Source organism: Massilia sp. TSP1-1-2, assembly GCF_049896185.1.
In the GTDB taxonomy this organism is placed as follows: Bacteria; Pseudomonadota; Gammaproteobacteria; order Burkholderiales; family Burkholderiaceae_D; genus Telluria_A.
Window position 1 is genome coordinate 73277 of the sequence record NZ_JAFCTU010000016.1, and the last position, 17377, is coordinate 90653.

Consider the following 17377-nt stretch of genomic DNA (forward strand, 5'->3'; position numbering starts at 1 on the left):
TGCGCGGCGTGACGATTTTCGATTACCTGGTCATCTTTATCCTGGCAGCGTCGATCGTCATCAGCACCATGCGCGGTCTGGTCAAGGAAATACTGTCGCTGGTCAGCTGGATCGTCGCCTTTGTCGTTGCCAATATGTTCGGCGCGCAATTGGCTCCCCTGTTGCCGGACGTGATACCGGGCGCCGCAATGCGCTTGATTGTCGCCTTTATTGCCTTGTTCATCGGCGTGCGCCTGTTGATGGGGCTGTTGATGCTGGCGGTCGATGCCCTGATCAAGGCCAGTGGCTTGAGCCTGGCCGACCGCGGACTTGGCGGGTTGTTTGGCTTGGCGCGCGGGATTGTCATTGTGCTGGCGGCGGTAATCGTGGCCGGCATGACCGCCTTGCCCAAGCAAGATTTCTGGACCCAGGCGCTACTGAGCCCGATGGCCGAAACCGGGGCGCGCACCGTCAAACCCTTTCTTCCTGCGGCCCTGTCGCAGCACGTGAACTTTTAAGTTTTTTATCATCATTCAGTCTCTAGGAGCGCACCATGTGTGGCATCGTCGGCGTCGTCTCGCATAATTCCGTCAACCAGCTTTTGTATGATGCCTTGCTGCTGTTGCAGCATCGCGGTCAGGATGCGGCGGGAATTGCAACCAGTCATAGCAATATGTTCTCCATGCACAAGGCCAACGGCCTCGTGCGTGACGTGTTCCGCACGCGTAATATGCGTTCGTTGCAAGGCAATTCCGGCATCGGCCACTGCCGCTATCCGACCGCCGGCTCGTCCAGCGAAGAAGAAGCGCAGCCGTTCTACGTCAATGCGCCGTTCGGCATCACGCTGGCCCACAACGGCAACCTGACCAACCAGGCCCAGTTGAAGTCCGAGATGTTCCGCAACGACCGGCGCCACATCAACACCGATTCCGATTCCGAGGTGCTGCTCAACGTGCTGGCCCACGAAATCCAGGAGTCCACCACCGGCATGACGCTCGACCCGGACAACGTCTTCAAGGCGGTCGCGGCCGTGCACCGCCGCGTGCGCGGCGCCTATGCCGTGGTTGCGCAGATCGCCGGCCACGGGCTGCTGGCGTTTCGCGATCCGTTCGGCATCCGTCCGCTGTGCATCGGCGTCAACGAGACCGAGCAGGGCAACGAATACCTGGTCGCCAGCGAGTCGGTCGCGCTCGAAGGCATCGGCTTTCGCTTCCTGCGCGACATCGCCCCGGGCGAAGCGGTCTTCATCGACAACGACGGCAAGCTCCACGAGCGCCAGTGCGCCGACAATCCATCGCTCAATCCCTGCGCGTTCGAGTATGTTTACCTGGCCCGCCCCGATTCCATTCTCGACGGCGCCTCGGTGTATGCCACGCGCCTGAAAATGGGCGAGTACCTGGCCGACAAGGTGCGCGCACAATTCCAGCACGGCGAGATCGACGTCGTCATGCCGATTCCCGACTCCTCGCGTCCGGCCGCGATCCAGCTCGCGCTCAAGCTGGGCGTCGAATACCGCGAAGGCTTCATCAAGAACCGCTACATCGGCCGCACCTTCCTGATGCCTGGTCAGGCGATTCGCAGCAAGTCGGTGCGCCAGAAGCTCAACGCTATCGCTTCCGAATTCAAGGGCAAGAACGTGCTGCTGGTGGACGACTCCATCGTGCGCGGCACCACTAGCCGCGAGATTGTGCAGATGGCCCGTGAGGCCGGCGCGCGCAATGTGTTTTTCGCTTCCGCCGCGCCGCCGGTGCTGTTCCCGAACGTGTACGGCATCGACATGCCAACGCGCGACGAATTGATCGCGTATGGCCGCAGCACCGAGGAAGTCTGCCGCGAAATCACGGCCGACGCCCTGGTGTACCAAGATGTGGACGCCCTCAAGCGCTCGATCTCGGACGTCAACCCGGTACTGAAAAACTTCGAAGCTTCCTGCTTTGACGGTATTTACGTGACCGGCGACGTGACGGTGGACTACCTCAACGAGCTGGAATACGCGCGCAATCATCCGAAGGACGCGCCGCTGGAAGACGCGGCCCGCACCCAGCTGAACCTGAACCTGGCCACGGCCGAGTAAGGAGTTTCATGAGCGAGCAAAACCAGAAAAAAACCTACGGCTTTACGACCACGATTTTGCACAACGACCGGCAAAAGCCGATCGAACACGGCTCGCTACACAAGCCCGTGCATACCTCGGTCGCTTTTGGCTACACCGACGCGCGCCAGCTGGCGTCGGTTTTCCAGGGCAAGGAGCCGGGCTTTCGCTACGGCCGCCAGGGCAATCCGACCATTGCCGCTTTAGAGGACAAGGTCACGCGCATGGAAGACGGCGTGGCCACGATCTGCTTTGCCACCGGCATGGGCGCCATCGGCGCCGTATTTCAGGCGCTGCTGAAGGCGGGCGACCATGTGGTGTCGTCCGCTTTCCTGTTCGGGAACACCAACAGCCTGTGGCAGACGGCGGCGGGGCAGGGCGTGGACGTGGCCTTTGTCGACGCCACCGATGTGGCCAAGGTGGAGGCGGCGCTGACGCCGGCGACGCGCATCGTATTTGTCGAGACCATCGCCAATCCGCGCACGCAGGTGGCGGACCTGGCGCGCATCGGCGCGCTGTGCAAGGAGCGCGGCATCCTGTTCGTGGTGGATAACACCATGACCACGCCTTACCTGTTCCGTCCCAAATCGGTGGGGGCGGGCCTGGTGGTCAATGCGCTGACCAAGTCGATCGGCGGGCATGGCATCGCCCTGGGCGGCAGCCTGACCGATACCGGCGTCTATGACTGGAGCGTTTATCCGAATATCGCGGCCAATTACAAGCGCCAGCCGCAGCCGATGTGGGGCATGGTGCAATTGCGCGCCAAGGGCTTGCGCGACTTTGGCGCCTCGCTGGGGCCCGAGGCGGCGCACCACATCGCCGTGGGCGCCGAGACGCTGGCCTTGCGCATGGAGCGCGCCTCGTCCAATGCGCTGGCGCTGGCGCGCATGCTGGAAGCGGACGAGCGCGTGGCCGCCGTACATTATCCCGGCCTGGCGTCGCACCCGCAGCACGCGCTGGCCTCCAGCCTGTTCAAAGCTTATGGCGCCTTGTTCAGCTTTGAGCTGAAAGAAGGCATCGATTGCTTCGACTACCTGAACCGGCTCAAGCTTGGTATCGCCGCCAGTAACCTGGGCGACACGCGCACGCTGGTCATTCCGGTGGCGCACACGATCTTTTTCGAAATGGGCGCCGAGCGGCGCGCCAGCATGGGGATCGCCGAATCGCTGATCCGGGTGTCGGTCGGCATCGAAGATATCGACGACCTGCTGGCCGACTTTGGCGAGGCTTTGCGGGACGCGCCGTCCACCGCAGCCGTATAGGGAAAAATAGTGGCGAAATGACAGCGTCGGGGATTATTTTTTAATAAGAAAGATGTTATTCTAGGCAAGATTGTCCGTTTTCAAAGGCGGCACCTTGTCATTCCTCCCAGGAGAATATCATTCCTTTTTGCCCGAATACCGTTTTCCGTTTCGCCGCACGGCCAGTTGCCGCAGGTGTACTGGCCTTCATCGCGCTCGTTGGCGCACCGCTGGCCAACGCCGCCGATGACGATTACCTGTTCTTCCCGATCTCGGCCACCGACAATACGCGCGCGATCCACCTGACGTCGCTTGTCTTCAGCACCGACGGCTTGCTCACCTCCTCGACCCGCTATCCGCGCAGCCGCAGCGAAGGCTGGCTGCCGGACGAAGCGGGCCGCGCCGCCTACAACTACGACACGCGCCTGATCGATTGCGAGACCGGCTTTTATGCCGAAACGTCGACCGCGCTGCTCGACCAGGCCGGGGTGCAGGTCGCCTCGCGCAACAGCCCGGCGCGCCAGGTAAGCGCCCAGCTCGAGCAGCAGCTCAAGCGAGCCGACAGCGACAACTGGCCCGAGCCGAGCGACATTTTCCTCGCGTGCGCAGCCGCGTCGAGCCCTACGCTCAAGGGCCAGCGCGCTGCGCGCGCGATCAAGGCGCAATTCGTCGCCCCCGACCCGGCCAATCCGGCGCAGCTCGAAGACAGCAAGCAGCTCTTTACCATGGCGCGCATGCATTACGACTTCAGCAGCCTGGAAAAGCAGCCGCCCGCTTCCGCGCTGGCGCTGTTTGGCGAGATGCGCGGGCAGCACGCCGCGTGGCGCAAATCGATCAACAGTCCTTATTTTCCAGCGCCGAGCGACAGCGTGGCCGATGCAGCCACGCTTGCCAAGGTCAACGCCGGCATGCGCGCCGCGGGCCTGGAGCGCGTGGTTGTCAAAGGCTTGAAGGGGAGTGCCTTCGACCAGGTCTACCAGGCCGATGCCGCCCACCCGGGCATCGCGCAAAAGCAGCCGCCTGGCGCCGCATTTGCCATCGAAACAGCGCACACCGATTGCGAGAGCCGCCTGTTCATGCCGTTCGACCAGCAGATTTTCGACAATGGTGGAAAACTGATCGCCAGCGTGCAGCTCGGCGCAAAGCAGGCGCTGGCCGACATGAAGCGGCGCTACGGAGCGGACAATGATGGCGCTGCAGGATTTGATAGCGTGGCGATTGCCGCCAATGCCGGCGTGATCTGCGGGCTGGTGGAAGCGGCGCGCCATCCCAAGCCAGCGGCTGCGCCCGACGCGCTGCTGTATGGCATGGCGCCGGGCGCGCTGTCAAAGCAGCAGAGCGCGGCCGAGATGCTGCTCGCAATTCGCGCCGCGCGCCGCAACTACCGGCCCTAAGAAAGAGGCGCGCCTGATGGCCGACGCTGTGAAAGGTGCAGGCTCGCGCATGCCTGTACCGTTCGGCAGCGCGCTGCGGCGCCGGATGATGCGCGTCAATGGCGAAGCGGATTGAACTGAAAGCGCAAAACCGGTTTATCATCTTGGCTTGATCCTACTGCGCAAGACTGCCAACACATGAAGAAAACCCTGTTCTGCCTGAGCCTGTTGCTGTGCGGCGCGGCGCAAGCCGATGACCTGTCGAGCGCGAACGCGCTCTTTGCCAAGAAGGATTATCCGCAAGCCTTGCAGTTATTTACCAAGGCCGCCAACGCCGGCAATGCCGAAGCACAGTTGCACGTTGGCGAAATGTATCTATACGGCGACGCCGGCAGCGTGGACCTGGTCAAGGCCGAGTCATGGTTCAAGAAGTCGGCCGCGAAGGGCAACAAGACGGCGCTTGCCGCGCTGGAGATGATGAAGCGGCGCGAAGCCCACAAAGAAGAGATCGCTTACTGGATGTCGAAGTACGACGGTGCTGACTTAAAGTCAGGCAAGTACCGTTGTCCGGTGCCGCGGATCCCGGCCATGTCGAAAGTGAACGATGAAATTGCCGCCGTCGCCGCCAAAGTCCAGGCCTGGCAGCTGTGCTACAACGGCTTTGTTGAAAACATCAACGCCGCCACGCCCCTGACCAAGCGCATCCCTGCCGACATTGCCGACCTGCTCACCAAAGACGAAATGGCCACCGCCACCACACACCTCGAAGGCGTGCAGGCGCGCATCGTCGAAGAAGCCCGCATCGCCTCCAAATTGCTGCTGGCCGACTACGCCGTCTGGCGCGACGCCACCGACGCCTACGTTGCCGAGCACAACCGCATGGTCAAGTAGCCACAGTCAAACAACATCTACCCCGGGGTAGATTGCGGGAATGGTTGCTGTTAGTGCCAGCTGCGCATCAGGCCGACGGCCAGGCCTTCGAGCGCGAAGTCGTCGGTTTCAGGGTCGACGCGGATGACCTTGAAATCGGGATTTTCGGGCAGCAGTTCAATAATGCCGTTGGTTTTCTTGTAGCGCTTGACGGTGACGTCTTCGCCGATCCGGGCAACGACAATCTGGCCGTTCTTGGCCGTATCGACCTTTTTTACGGCCAGCAAGTCGCCGTCCATGATGCCGGCGTCGCGCATCGACCACCCCCGTACCTTGAGCAAAAAGTCAGGCTTGGACGAGAACATCGCCGGGTCGACACTGTAAGTGGCTTCCACATGCTCCTGCGCCAAGATGGGCGAGCCGGCAGCGACGCGCCCGACCAGCGGCAGCGACATCATCAGCGAGGCCGGCACCAGCGGGATCACGTCCAGGCTGGCGCCGATCAGGCGGATGCCGCGCGACGTGCCCGGCGAAATTTCGATCGCACCCTTGCGCGCAAGCGCTTGCAGATGCTCCTCGGCCGCATTGGCCGACTTGAAGCCAAGTTCGTTGGCAATCTCGGCGCGGGTCGGTGGAAAGCCCGTGTTGTCGATCGCGTCCTTGATCAGGTTGAGGATTTGTTCTTGACGTGGTGTGAGCTTGATCATCGGTATAAGAGACTGTTTGTATAAACAGACTGTATTTTTGTACAGTATTTCGCCCAGCGCAAGTATTAAATGCGGTTTTGCCTGAATTATTTGCACTTTGACGTGTCAATTTCAGCGAATGAAGAAGATTTCATCAGCGAAGTAGCCCTTGCAGGCGGCCTCACGCGATCAGAGATCAGCTTTGCCGGCGGCCATGCCATGCTGCCCAAGCCAACTTCTTGACCACGATTTCATCCCCGGACTTTGAAGGAGCAACAAGGGCATTGCCAGCAAGCGCCATCTCGCGCTATAATTGCCGGCTTTCCCTTCCCACACTCGTCTTGACGCCGAGGTGGGCATCTGTTTAAACGTCCCTAAGGAGTTATGCATGCGTCATTATGAAATCGTCTTTATCGTCCACCCGGACCAAAGCGAGCAAGTCCCGGCGATGATCGAACGCTACAAAGCCAGCGTATCCACGCGCGGTGGTTCCATTCACCGTGTTGAAGACTGGGGTCGTCGTCAGATGGCTTACTCGATCAACAAGCTGCCAAAAGCGCACTACATCTGCATGAACATCGAATGCGACAACGAGACGCTGGTTGATCTCGAAACCGCGTTCAAATTCAATGATGCGGTGCTGCGTCACCTCACCGTTCGCATGAAGAAGGCTGAAACCACGCCATCGCCGATGATGAAATCGGTACAACGTGAAGACGCAGCCAAGAGCCACCGCTCGGAAGCTCCGGCTCCTGCCGCAGCAGCTCCAGCCCCAGTTCAAGCAGCAGCGTAATTTTTTGTTTGAAAGTCCTGAACGCGAATTGATGCCACCTCGGTGAATCAACTCCAGTTCGTAGCCCTGATTGGCGAGCGCGATGTGTTGCGCTACACCCCGGCCGGCGTGCCCATCGTGTCCGCCACCCTGATGCACAGTTCGCAGCAGGTCGAAGCAGGGGTGCCCAGGCTGACCGAGTTTGAAATTGCCGCTGTTGCAGCGGGCGAGATTTCAGGCAGGTTCAGCCAGGCCGAATTAGGCGCAGCGCACCAGTTCACGGGATTTTTGGCAAAAAAGAACCGCAGCAGCAAAAGCCTGGTGTTTCACATCATTGATTTCTGTGCCGCCGCTTAAGCGACGATACATTTTAGATACAGGAGCCTCAAATGGCATTCGGTAAAAAATTCGACAAGAACAAGCTCAAGCTTAAAGAAAAACGCAAACAACAGAACCCACTGTTCAAGCGTAAGAAATTCTGCCGCTTTACGGCAGCGAACGTAGAACAGGTCGACTACAAAGACGTCGACACGCTGAAAGACTTCGTCCAGGAAAATGGCAAAATCATGCCAGCACGCCTGACCGGTACCAAGGCGCACTACCAGCGCCAGGTTGACACCGCAATCAAGCGCGCCCGCTACCTCGCGTTGCTGCCATACACCGATCTGCACCACGCTTAAGCGCTGGCAGATAAAGGAGAACTCATATGCAAATCATTCTGTTAGAAAAAGTTGTTAACGTCGGCAATCTGGGCGACGTCGTCAAAGTCAAAGACGGTTACGCACGTAACTTCCTGATCCCGCAACGCATGGCTCGTCGTGCGACCGCTTCGGCAGTGGCAGAATTCGAAGTCAAGCGCGCTGAACTGGAAAAAGCTGCCGCTGCAAAGCTGGCCGTTTCCCAGGCTGAGGGCGAAAAGCTGTCGGGCATGACCATCGCTATCGCTCAAAAAGCGGGCGTCGATGGCCGTCTGTTCGGTTCGGTCACCAACTTCGACATCGCTGAAGCGCTGACAAAGGCTGGTTTCGCGGTTGAAAAGGCACAAGTACGCATGCCTACCGGCCCATTGAAGACGACCGGCGAGCACGCTGTTGCTGTCGCTCTGCACACCGACGTGGTTGTTGAAATCACGATCGCTGTTACCGGCGAAGCTGCTTAAAGCACGAAGCGCCATCAAGCAGCAACATGCTGCTGCATTACAAAAAAAGCCGGGTTTCCCGGCTTTTTTTACGTCGAATTCTCCCCAATTATGTCAGGTGGTTGACCCTAAGCAGGTATAATTCGCGCCATGAACGCACCATCCGATCCGCAAGTCGACGCTCTTCGCATTCCGCCGCATTCCATTGAAGCAGAGCAGTCTGTTATCGGGGGATTACTGCGTGATAACGCCGCGTTCGACCGCATTGCCGACATGATGCATGCGGACGATTTTTACCGCTACGACCACCGCATCATCTTCGAACAGATCGTCAAGCTGATCAACAGCTCGCGCCCGGCCGACGTGATCACCGTGTTCGAGGCCATGTCGAATATCGGCAAGGCCGAAGACGTGGGCGGCATGCAGTACCTGAACGCGATGGCGCAAAATACGCCGTCGGCGGCGAATATCCGGCGCTACGCCGAGATCGTGCGCGACCGCGGCGTGCTGCGCAAACTGATCACCGTGGCCGATGAAATCCAGGGCAATGCGTTCAACCCGCAAGGCAAGGAAGTCAAGCAGATGCTCGACGAAGCGGAGTCCAAGATTTTTGCCATCGCCGAGCAGGGCGCGCGCGGCTCGCAAGGCTGGATCGCGGTGCAGCCGCTGCTCACCCAAGTGGTCGAGCGTATCGATGAACTGTATAGCCGTGACAACCAGAGCGAAATCACGGGCGTGCCAACCGGCTTTATTGACCTGGACCGCATGACCTCCGGCTTGCAGCCGGGCGACCTGGTGATCGTCGCCGGCCGTCCTTCGATGGGCAAGACCGCATTCTCGGTCAACATCGGCGAAAACGTCGCGATCGAGGCGGGCCTGCCGGTCGCAATTTTCTCGATGGAGATGGGCGGCACCCAGCTGGCGATGCGTATGCTCGGCTCCGTGGGGCAGCTCGACCAGCACCGCCTGCGCACCGGCCGCCTGCTTGACGAAGACTGGCCGCGCCTGACGCACGCGATTCAAAAAATGAACGAAGCGCAGTTGTATATCGACGAGACGCCGGCGCTCAATCCGATCGAGCTGCGCGCGCGTGCGCGCCGCCTGTCGCGCCAGTGCGGCAAGCTTGGCCTGATTATCATCGACTACATCCAGCTCATGACGGGCAGCCAGCCGGGCGACAACCGCGCCTCGGAGATTTCCGAGATTTCGCGTAGCCTGAAGGGCCTGGCCAAGGAATTGCATTGCCCGGTGATCGCCTTGTCCCAGCTGAACCGCTCGCTGGAGCAGCGCCCCAACAAGCGCCCCATCATGTCCGACTTGCGCGAGTCGGGCGCGATCGAGCAGGATGCGGACGTCATCATTTTCCTGTACCGCGACGAGGTCTACAACCCCGATTCGCCGGACAAGGGGACGGCCGAGATCATCATCGGCAAGCAGCGTAATGGTCCGATCGGTTCCATTCGCCTGACCTGGATCGGTCAGTACACCAAGTTCGGCAACTACAGCGGTGGCCTGGCCCTTTACCAGGGTGACTAATTCAATGCGCCGTCTGGCTTTGATAGCGGCGGCCTTCAGCAGTATCAATATGCTTTAACGGAGATAGCCATGTTTGGACGTTTAATGCCCACCGAGGGCAAATTCTTTGACCTTTTCAACCAGCACGCCGATCTGTGCGTGAAGGGCGCGCAAGAAATGGTTGGTCTGATGACCAACTTCGACGACCTTGAAGTGCGCACCCACGCCATTGAAGGCATCGAAAAGCAGGCCGACAAGATCACCTACGCCACCGTCGACATGCTGCACAAGACGTTCATCACGCCGATCGACCGTGACGACATCCACAAGCTGATCACGCGCATGGACGACATCCTGGACCTGATGGAAGACGCCGCCCAGACCGTGTCGCTGTACGACTTGAAGGCCGTTACGCCGGAAGCCAAGCGCCTGGCCGAACTGTGCCTCGCATGCTGCGAAAAAGTGCAGGCCGCCGTCGCGCTGCTGCACAACATGGACAACTCGCAAAAGATCGTCGCCATCTGCGAAGAGATCGACCGCCTTGAGTCCGACGCCGACCATGTCATGCGCGCGGCCATGTCCAAGCTGTTTCGCGACGAGCCGGACGTACGCAACCTGATCAAGATGAAAGCAATCTACGAGATCCTCGAGACGGTCACCGATCGCTGCGAAGATGTCGCCAATATCATCGAAGGCATCATCGTCGAAAACGCATAAAGAACATCAGATGAATAACCTGCAGATCAGTATTTATGTGCTTGTGCTGTTGATCGGCCTGGCGCTGATTTTCGACTTCATGAATGGCTTTCACGACGCGGCCAATGCGATTGCGACCGTGGTTTCGACCGGCGTGTTAAAGCCGCAGAGCGCGGTGGCGATGGCGGCCTTTTTTAACTTCATCGCCATCTTCGTGGTGGGGCTGAAGGTCGCGTCGATGATCGGCAAGGGGATTATTCATCCCGAGATCATCGATCAGTATGTGATTTTTGGCGCGCTGGTGGGCGCCATCGTCTGGAACCTGATTACCTGGTACTACGGCATTCCTTCGTCGTCCTCGCACGCGCTGATCGGCGGGCTGGTGGGTGCAGCGGTCGCCAAGGCGGGCACGGGTGCGCTGGTATCCGGCGGCCTGGTCAAGACGGTGGTGTTCATCGTTGTGGCGCCGTTGCTGGGCTTTTTGCTCGGCTCGATCATGATGCTGATCGTCTCGTGGCTCTTCGTACGCTCCACGCCACGCAAGGTCGACACCTGGTTTCGCCGCTTGCAGCTGGTGTCGGCCGCTGCCTACAGCCTGGGCCACGGCGGCAACGATGCGCAAAAAACGCTGGGCATCATCTGGATGCTGCTGATCGCGTCCGGCCACATGAGCAAGGCCGATCTCGCGCCGCCGTACTGGGCCATCGTCGCCTGCTACACGGCGATCAGTTTCGGCACGCTGTTTGGCGGCTGGCGCATCGTCAAGACCATGGGCCAAAAGATCACCAAGCTTAAGCCCGTCGGCGGCTTTTGCGCGGAAACCGGCGGCGCGATCACCCTGTTCATGTCCAGTTTCCTGGGCGTTCCGGTATCGACCACGCACGTCATTACGGGCGCCATTGTCGGTGTCGGTTCGGCGCAGAAGATGTCCGCAGTGCGTTGGGGCGTGGCGGGCAATATCGTGTGGGCGTGGTTCCTGACGATTCCGGCGGCGGCATTCATGTCGGCAGTGGCTTGGTGGATCGGCACCAAAATCATGTAAGCAGTCAGATGCAAGAACAGCCGTTCGATGAAGATTGAACGGCTTTTTTTTCGCCTGCACCCTGCACGGCCACGCACCATGGCACGGTAGGTCGCAAAAGCGCAGCGCATTGCGACAGGCGTCAACGCGTCATATCGTGGCCCGGTGAGCTGCTACTTGATGCACACCTGCCGCACCGTTCTGAAATCAACCAGCCCTTGCAGCACCTTCTCGATCCCATCCATCTTCAAGGTCAGCATCCCGTCTTCGAGCGCCGCCGCCAGCAATTCAGCCACCCGCGCGTGCTCCTGCAGCAGCTGCTTGACCTTGTCGGTCCCGATCATCAGCTCATGCAATCCCATGCGCCCGTTGTAGCCTTGATTGCACTCGGCGCAGCCCACCGCCCGGTACAGGGTAAAGCTGCCATCGGCCTGGGCATAGCGCTCGCGCCAGCTGACCAGCACTTTGGCGCGCCCGCCTTCCGGATCGCGGATAAAGGCCGCCGTGTTCACCAGTTCAGCGCAGAACTCGGTCAGCAGGTACTCGATCTCCTCGGCCCTCGGCACATAGGCCAGCTTGCAGCGCGTGCACAGGCGCTTGCACAGCCGCTGCGCCAAAATGCCGAGCAGGGCGTCGGCAAAATTGAACGGGTCCATGCCCATGTCGAGCAGGCGCACGATCGATTCGGGGGCGCTGTTGGTATGCAGCGTGGCCAGCACCAGGTGCCCCGTCAGCGACGCTTCAATGCCGATGCTGACGGTTTCCTTGTCGCGCATCTCGCCCACCATGATGATGTCCGGATCGGCCCGCAAAAATGCGCGCATCACGGTGGCGAAGTCGAGCCCCGCCTTGCGGTTGACCTGCACCTGGCGCAAGCCCTTCTGCGTGATTTCGACCGGGTCTTCCGCAGTCCAGATCTTGGTGTCGGGCGTATTCAAGTACTGGAGTACCGAGTGCAGCGTGGTGGTCTTGCCCGAGCCGGTAGGCCCGCACACGAAAAACAGGCCATACGGTTTTTCAATCGCCCCGCGCAGGCGCTCCAGGTTCTGCGGCAGCACGCCCAGATTATCGAGCGGGATCGCGTCGCCTGCGGCCAGGATGCGCATTACCACGTCTTCCACGCCGCCGCTCGATGGAATGGTCGCCACGCGCAGCTCGATGTCGAGCGGTCCGTACTTGTTGAACTTGATCTTGCCGTCCTGCGGCTTGCGCCGCTCGGACGTGTCAAGGTCGCACATGATCTTGATGCGTGCCACCAGCGCATTGCGGTAGCTCGACGAGATGTCGATATACGGCACCAGCGAACCGTCCTTGCGAAAGCGGATGCTGGTGCGGCCATTGCCCGGCAGCGGTTCGATATGGATGTCGGACACGCCCTGGCGGTAAGCGTCCATGATCACCTTGTTGACCAGTCTGACCAGCTCCGACTCGACTTCCTCCGACACGTTCACCGTCTCTTCGGTCGTTTCCTCTTCCATCCCCGCGAGCAGCTCGCGCAGGGAACTGCCGTCGCTGCGCGCGGTGGTGCCGAAGAACTGGTCCATCGTGTGCTTGAATTCGAGCCGGGTCGTCACACAATAGGTCACGTTCGACTTGGGGAACACCTGGTTGACGATCTTGCTCGCGCGGATCCGGTCCGGGTCGAGCGCGAGCACCAGCAGGCCGTTCTTGTCTTCGTCGAGCGGGAGCCATTGGTGGTCTTCGACATACTGCGCCTTCAGGTTGCGCAGCAATACGCCCGGCTTGATGCGCGCGGGCCGCATCGGCTCGTATGGCACGCTGAAGTGGCGCGCAAGGGCCGCGCCGATCAGCGGCAGCGGCACCTTGAAGTCGCGCATCAGCACCTCTTCAATATGGAGTTGCTGCGCGCGCGCCGTGCGCACCGCCAGCTCGAGTTCGGTGAGGGAAAGGGTCGCCTCCACCACCAGGCCATCGTACTTGCTAAAGGGCACCATGCGTGTCTCGCTATCACGGACGTTGATCCTTCCATATTGTGGTAAATATGACAATTGTCTTTGATTTTGATCACCGCTTCCGGTGCGCAAAACGGGCCGGTGAGCGATTAGCCCTGGCCGAACAGGTCGTGCTCGTCGAGGATGGCGTAGACGATCTCGGGATGCTGCTCCAGGCAGCGGCGGATGGCGGCGGGGATGGCCTGGCGGGTCTTGCGGCACAGGCCGGGAAACTCGCGCACGCCGATCGCCAGTCCGCGCACGGTTTTCACTTCGCGCGCGGCGGGAGCGATGGTCAGTACGATGCCGAGCTGGTCAAGCATCAACTTGCTTACGTGCTGCAGCTGGGCGTAGCTGTCGATGCGCTCTATGCGTTCGAGCATCTTTTTTTCCTGCTCACGCGTCAGCATCAGGATGCGCTTGTCCGCCGCCGGATCGGCCAGCAATTGTTCGCGCTCGCACACGCATAGCCCGGGCGGGCATTCGATGCGCACGGGAAAGGGGAAGGGGAGTTCTTGCAGCATGGGGCACAGGTTAGCGCTGCGGGGGGAGGGTTGTCAAACGCTGCGGGCGGCAAGCCGGCGCACGACGTGGCAATACTTTGGCGCAATGCGCTGTCGCTTGCGCGCCCTACTTGATGCACACTTGGCGCACCATCTTCAGGTCGGTGATGCCGCTTAGAACCTTTTCAATGCCATCCATCTTCAGCGTCAGCATGCCGTCTTCCAGCGCGGCGGCGAGCAGCTGCGCCACCCGGCTGTGTTCCTGCAGCAGTTTTTTTACTTTGTCGGTGCCGATCATCAATTCGTGCAGGCCAACCCGCCCCTTGTAACCCTTGTTGCACTCGGCGCAGCCGACCGGCCGGTACAGCGTGAAGCGCCCGCTTGCATCCGCGTAGCGCTGCTTCCAGCCTGCCAGCACCGCCGCGCGGCCGGCGTCGGCATCCTTGATGAAGCTTTCCGTGGCCAGCAGTTCGCTGCAAAACTCGGTCAGCATCTGTGCGACCTCGGCCTCGTCCGGGTGGTACACCCGCTTGCACGCTGCGCACAGGCGCTTGGCGAGGCGCGAGGATGCCGAGCAGGGCGTCGGCGAAATTGAACGGGTCCATGCCCATGTCGAGCAGGCGCACGATCGACTCCGGTGCGCTGTTGGTGTGCAGCGTGGCGAACACCAGGTGGCCGGTGAGCGACGCTTCGATGCCCATGCCGACGGTCTCCTTGTCGCGCATCTCGCCCACCATGATGATGTCCGGGTCGGCGCGCAGGAAGGAGCGCATCACTGTGGGAAAGTCGAGCCCCGCCTTGCGGTTGACCTGCACCTGGCGCAAGCCTTTTTGCGTGATCTCGACCGGGTCTTCGGCGGTCCAGATCTTGGTCTCGGGGGTGTTCAGGTAATTGAGCACCGAGTGCAGCGTGGTGGTCTTGCCCGAGCCGGTCGGCCCGCACACGAAGAACAGCCCGTACGGTTTGCTGATCGTGTTGCGCAGGCGCTCCAGGTTATAGGGAAGCACGCCCAGCTTGTCGAGCGGGATCGGTTCGCCGGCCGCCAGAATGCGCATCACGATGTCTTCCACGCCGCCGGCCGACGGAATGGTCGCCACCCGTAGTTCGATGTCGAGCGGCCCGTATTTCTTGAACTTGATCTTGCCGTCCTGCGGCTTGCGTTTTTCGGAGATGTCCAGGTCGCACATGATTTTTACGCGCGCGACCATCGCATCGCGGTAGCTGGCCGGCACTTCAATGTAGGGCACCAGCGTGCCGTCCTTGCGAAAGCGGATGCCGGTCTTGCCTTTGCCCGGCAGCGGTTCGATGTGGATGTCGGACACGCCCTGGCGGTAGGCGTCGATGATGATCTTGTTAAGCAGCTTGACCAGTTCGTTTTCCACCGCTTCGGACACTTCGGCGCTCGCCTCGACGTCGTCAAATTCGCCGTCCATCCCGGAGAGCAGATCGCCCACGGAGGCGCCGTCGTCGACGGCGGCGCCGAAAAAGTGCTCGGCCGTCAGCTTGAATTCCTGGCGCGTGGTGACCCGGTAAACAATGGTCGACCTGGCGAAAATCTGGTTGACGATCTTGCTCGTGTTGACGCGCTCCGGATCAATCGCCATCACCACCAGGCCATCCTTGCCGTCTTCCAGCGGCAGCCATTCGCTTTGCTGCACGTACTGCGCCTTGATGTTGCGCAGCAGGTCGGCCGGCTTGATGCGGTCGAGCCGATATGGCTCGTAAGCGACCGAAAAAAACTTGGCCAGCGAAGCGCCGATGGCCGCCGGCTTGACCTGGAACTGCTGCACCAGCACGTCCTCGACGTCCAGGTCCTTGGCGCGCGCCGAGCGGCCCGCCATTTCCAGTTCCGGCGCCGACAGCAGCGCTTCCTCGACCAGACCGTCGTACTTGGAGCGCGCCGGCGGCGCCGGTTTCAGTCGCTGGCTAAGTGCCACCGACAGCGTCGCGCACAGCTCCTTGACGCCTTCGGCGCACACGCCCGAAAACGGACCGCCGCTGCGGTTGTTGATGAACTGGACTACGCCGAGCAGCTCGCCCGTTTGCTGCGCCACCAGCGGCGCGGCCAGCATTTCGCGCGTGCGGTAGCCGGTGCGCTGGTCCACGCCGATCAGAAAGCTCAGGTCCGGCGAATAGCGCCGCAGTTCGGCTTCGTCGTAGACGTCGGTGATGTTGATGGTGCGCCGCGTTTGCGCGACGAACCCGGCCACGCTGGACGGCGAAATGCGCAGCTTGAGGTCGCGAAACGACGTGAGCCCGGTCTTGACCTTGGCGATGATGTGCGTCTTTTCCGGCGTCGTGGCATACAGCGTGAAGCGGTCGCAATTGAGCAGGTCGCAAAAGTCCATGCCCAGGTCGAGCATGATCTCGTCGATGTTGCTGGTGGCGTGGATCTTGTTGGTCACTGCCTGCAGCTTCTGGAAGAACGCGAGGCGCGCATCGGTGTCGGACGGGTTGGCGGTGACGTTCATGGATGTTCCGGGGGTAGGGTCAGGACAGGTCAACTTCCAGGCCTTCGTAGGCGAGGCAGACTTTCAGGCCGTCGGGCAGCGGCGCGCTGCGCGCCAGCAGTTGCGCGAACACGGCTTCGAGCTCCTCGTCGCTGCGCGTCGGTTCATGGTGGGTGCAGTACAGCGCCTTGGCCCCGACCCGCAGCGCCATCGCCAGCGCTGCGTCGAACGTGCCATGGCCCCAGCCTTGCCTGGACGGGTATTCCTCGATGGTGTACGAGCAGTCGACGATCAGCGCGTCCACCCCTTGCATGGCCGCGTCGATGGCGCGCCCGCGCTGTTCCATTTCGACCTGGTAGGGAGCATGGCGCGCATCGTCGTCCAGGTACAGATTGTAGAACTGTTCATGGTCGCCGGTAAAAAACACCGATTTGCCATTGCAGCTGATGCGGTAGCCCAGGTTGGTGACGGGGTGGTTCATGACGACATGGTCAACCACCGCATCGTGCACCGTGACGCAATCGCCCGCGGCCAGAGTCTGGTATTCGATGGTGGCCTTCATCTGCGCCTCGCTGACCGGGAAGTAGCTGTTTTGCAGCTGCACGCCAAGCACGTGTTCGATGCCGGAACCGCTGGCCGCGTCGGGCGCGCCGTGCAGGCGCACCACGCTGCCGCGGATGAACAGCGGCGTAAAGAAGGGCAGGCCGTGGATATGGTCCCAGTGGCTGTGGGTGATGAAGATATTTGCGCGCACCGGCTGGCGCTGCAGCAGGTCTTGCGCCAGCGCGAAAATGCCGGTGCCGGCGTCGAGAATGATCAGGGCCTCGGCGTCGGTGCGCACTTCGATGCAGGTGGTGTTGCCGCCATAGCGCGCGGTGCGCGGGCCGGGCGAAGGGATCGAGCCGCGCACACCCCAGAATCGGAATTTCATACTTGTGAACTCCCCCGTGGACCGCGGTTGGGGCGCCAATGCGCCAGCCGCGATCAGGAACGATGATAGCCGGTTTGTGTCACGCAAGCGCAAAAAATGTTTCTTGGAAGCGACAGAAATGCTTTACGCGACAAATTCCCGTGCTTTCGCGAACGGCA

At 61.0% G+C, this 17377-nt stretch carries 17 protein-coding genes; 12 read left to right on the forward strand and 5 right to left on the reverse strand.

All coding sequences use genetic code 11. The features are described from left to right. The first annotated feature begins 8 nt into the window (after window positions 1-8). From ACP7BV_RS15465 to ACP7BV_RS15485, 5 genes are all read left to right on the forward strand, one after another. Window positions 9-497, forward strand: a complete 489-nt coding sequence (locus tag ACP7BV_RS15465; RefSeq protein ID WP_426105041.1) for a CvpA family protein — start codon at window positions 9-11, stop codon at window positions 495-497. A gap of 35 nt (window positions 498-532) precedes the next feature. Continuing rightward, window positions 533-2053, forward strand: a complete 1521-nt coding sequence (gene purF, locus ACP7BV_RS15470; protein ID WP_426105042.1) for an amidophosphoribosyltransferase — start codon at window positions 533-535, stop codon at window positions 2051-2053. An 8-nt stretch (window positions 2054-2061) separates the two neighbouring features. Next, window positions 2062-3333 carry a cystathionine gamma-synthase family protein gene (locus tag ACP7BV_RS15475; RefSeq protein ID WP_426105043.1) on the forward strand — a complete coding sequence of 424 codons (1272 nt, stop codon included), beginning with the start codon at window positions 2062-2064 and terminating at the stop codon, window positions 3331-3333. A gap of 311 nt (window positions 3334-3644) precedes the next feature. Next, the gene (locus ACP7BV_RS15480; RefSeq protein ID WP_426105044.1) at window positions 3645-4706 is read left to right on the forward strand and encodes a hypothetical protein; all 1062 of its coding nucleotides are present in this window, start codon (window positions 3645-3647) and stop codon (window positions 4704-4706) included. A gap of 177 nt (window positions 4707-4883) precedes the next feature. Beyond that, on the forward strand, window positions 4884-5576 hold the full coding sequence (locus ACP7BV_RS15485; RefSeq protein ID WP_426105045.1) for a tetratricopeptide repeat protein: 693 nt from the start codon (window positions 4884-4886) through the stop codon (window positions 5574-5576). Window positions 5577-5626: 50 nt separating this feature from the next. On the opposite strand, the gene lexA is transcribed toward ACP7BV_RS15485, so the two are convergent. Next, the gene (gene lexA, locus ACP7BV_RS15490; RefSeq protein WP_426105046.1) at window positions 5627-6262 is read right to left on the reverse strand and encodes a transcriptional repressor LexA; all 636 of its coding nucleotides are present in this window, start codon (window positions 6260-6262) and stop codon (window positions 5627-5629) included. Between the two features lie 367 nt (window positions 6263-6629). Between lexA and rpsF the strand changes: the two genes are divergently transcribed. The 7 genes from rpsF (at window position 6630) to ACP7BV_RS15525 (ending at window position 11404) form a co-directional block, all read left to right on the forward strand. Next, entirely contained in the window at window positions 6630-7034 is a 405-nt protein-coding gene (gene rpsF, locus ACP7BV_RS15495; RefSeq protein ID WP_426105047.1) for a 30S ribosomal protein S6, read from the forward strand. A gap of 42 nt (window positions 7035-7076) precedes the next feature. After that, window positions 7077-7370, forward strand: a complete 294-nt coding sequence (priB, locus tag ACP7BV_RS15500) for a primosomal replication protein N (RefSeq protein ID WP_426105049.1) — start codon at window positions 7077-7079, stop codon at window positions 7368-7370. A 32-nt stretch (window positions 7371-7402) separates the two neighbouring features. Continuing rightward, a complete protein-coding gene (gene rpsR, locus ACP7BV_RS15505) occupies window positions 7403-7693 on the forward strand; it encodes a 30S ribosomal protein S18 (protein WP_008450941.1) in 291 nt (96 codons plus the stop codon). A gap of 26 nt (window positions 7694-7719) precedes the next feature. Then, the gene (gene rplI / locus ACP7BV_RS15510; RefSeq protein WP_426105051.1) at window positions 7720-8172 is read left to right on the forward strand and encodes a 50S ribosomal protein L9; all 453 of its coding nucleotides are present in this window, start codon (window positions 7720-7722) and stop codon (window positions 8170-8172) included. Between the two features lie 129 nt (window positions 8173-8301). Continuing rightward, a complete protein-coding gene (locus ACP7BV_RS15515) occupies window positions 8302-9687 on the forward strand; it encodes a replicative DNA helicase (protein ID WP_426105052.1) in 1386 nt (461 codons plus the stop codon). A gap of 69 nt (window positions 9688-9756) precedes the next feature. After that, window positions 9757-10383 (forward strand): DUF47 domain-containing protein, encoded by a 627-nt coding sequence (locus ACP7BV_RS15520; protein WP_426105053.1) that lies wholly within the window; start codon window positions 9757-9759, stop codon window positions 10381-10383. Window positions 10384-10393: 10 nt separating this feature from the next. After that, on the forward strand, window positions 10394-11404 hold the full coding sequence (locus ACP7BV_RS15525; protein ID WP_426105054.1) for an anion permease: 1011 nt from the start codon (window positions 10394-10396) through the stop codon (window positions 11402-11404). 152 nt (window positions 11405-11556) lie between these two features. Here ACP7BV_RS15525 and ACP7BV_RS15530 read toward each other — a convergent pair whose 3' ends face one another. The 4 genes from ACP7BV_RS15530 to ACP7BV_RS15545 all read right to left on the reverse strand — a co-directional run bounded on the left by ACP7BV_RS15530 (window position 11557) and on the right by ACP7BV_RS15545 (window position 17219). Beyond that, window positions 11557-13338, reverse strand: coding sequence for a GspE/PulE family protein (locus tag ACP7BV_RS15530; RefSeq protein ID WP_426105056.1), 1782 nt, complete (start codon window positions 13336-13338; stop codon window positions 11557-11559). Window positions 13339-13445: 107 nt separating this feature from the next. Continuing rightward, window positions 13446-13859: a hypothetical protein gene (locus tag ACP7BV_RS15535; protein ID WP_426105058.1), complete on the reverse strand. Its 414-nt coding sequence runs from the start codon at window positions 13857-13859 to the stop codon at window positions 13446-13448. Between the two features lie 164 nt (window positions 13860-14023). Further along, window positions 14024-16309, reverse strand: a complete 2286-nt coding sequence (locus tag ACP7BV_RS15540) for a GspE/PulE family protein (protein ID WP_426105059.1) — start codon at window positions 16307-16309, stop codon at window positions 14024-14026. Window positions 16310-16328: 19 nt separating this feature from the next. Then, window positions 16329-17219, reverse strand: coding sequence for an MBL fold metallo-hydrolase (locus ACP7BV_RS15545; protein WP_426105061.1), 891 nt, complete (start codon window positions 17217-17219; stop codon window positions 16329-16331). Window positions 17220-17377 lie beyond the last annotated feature (158 nt).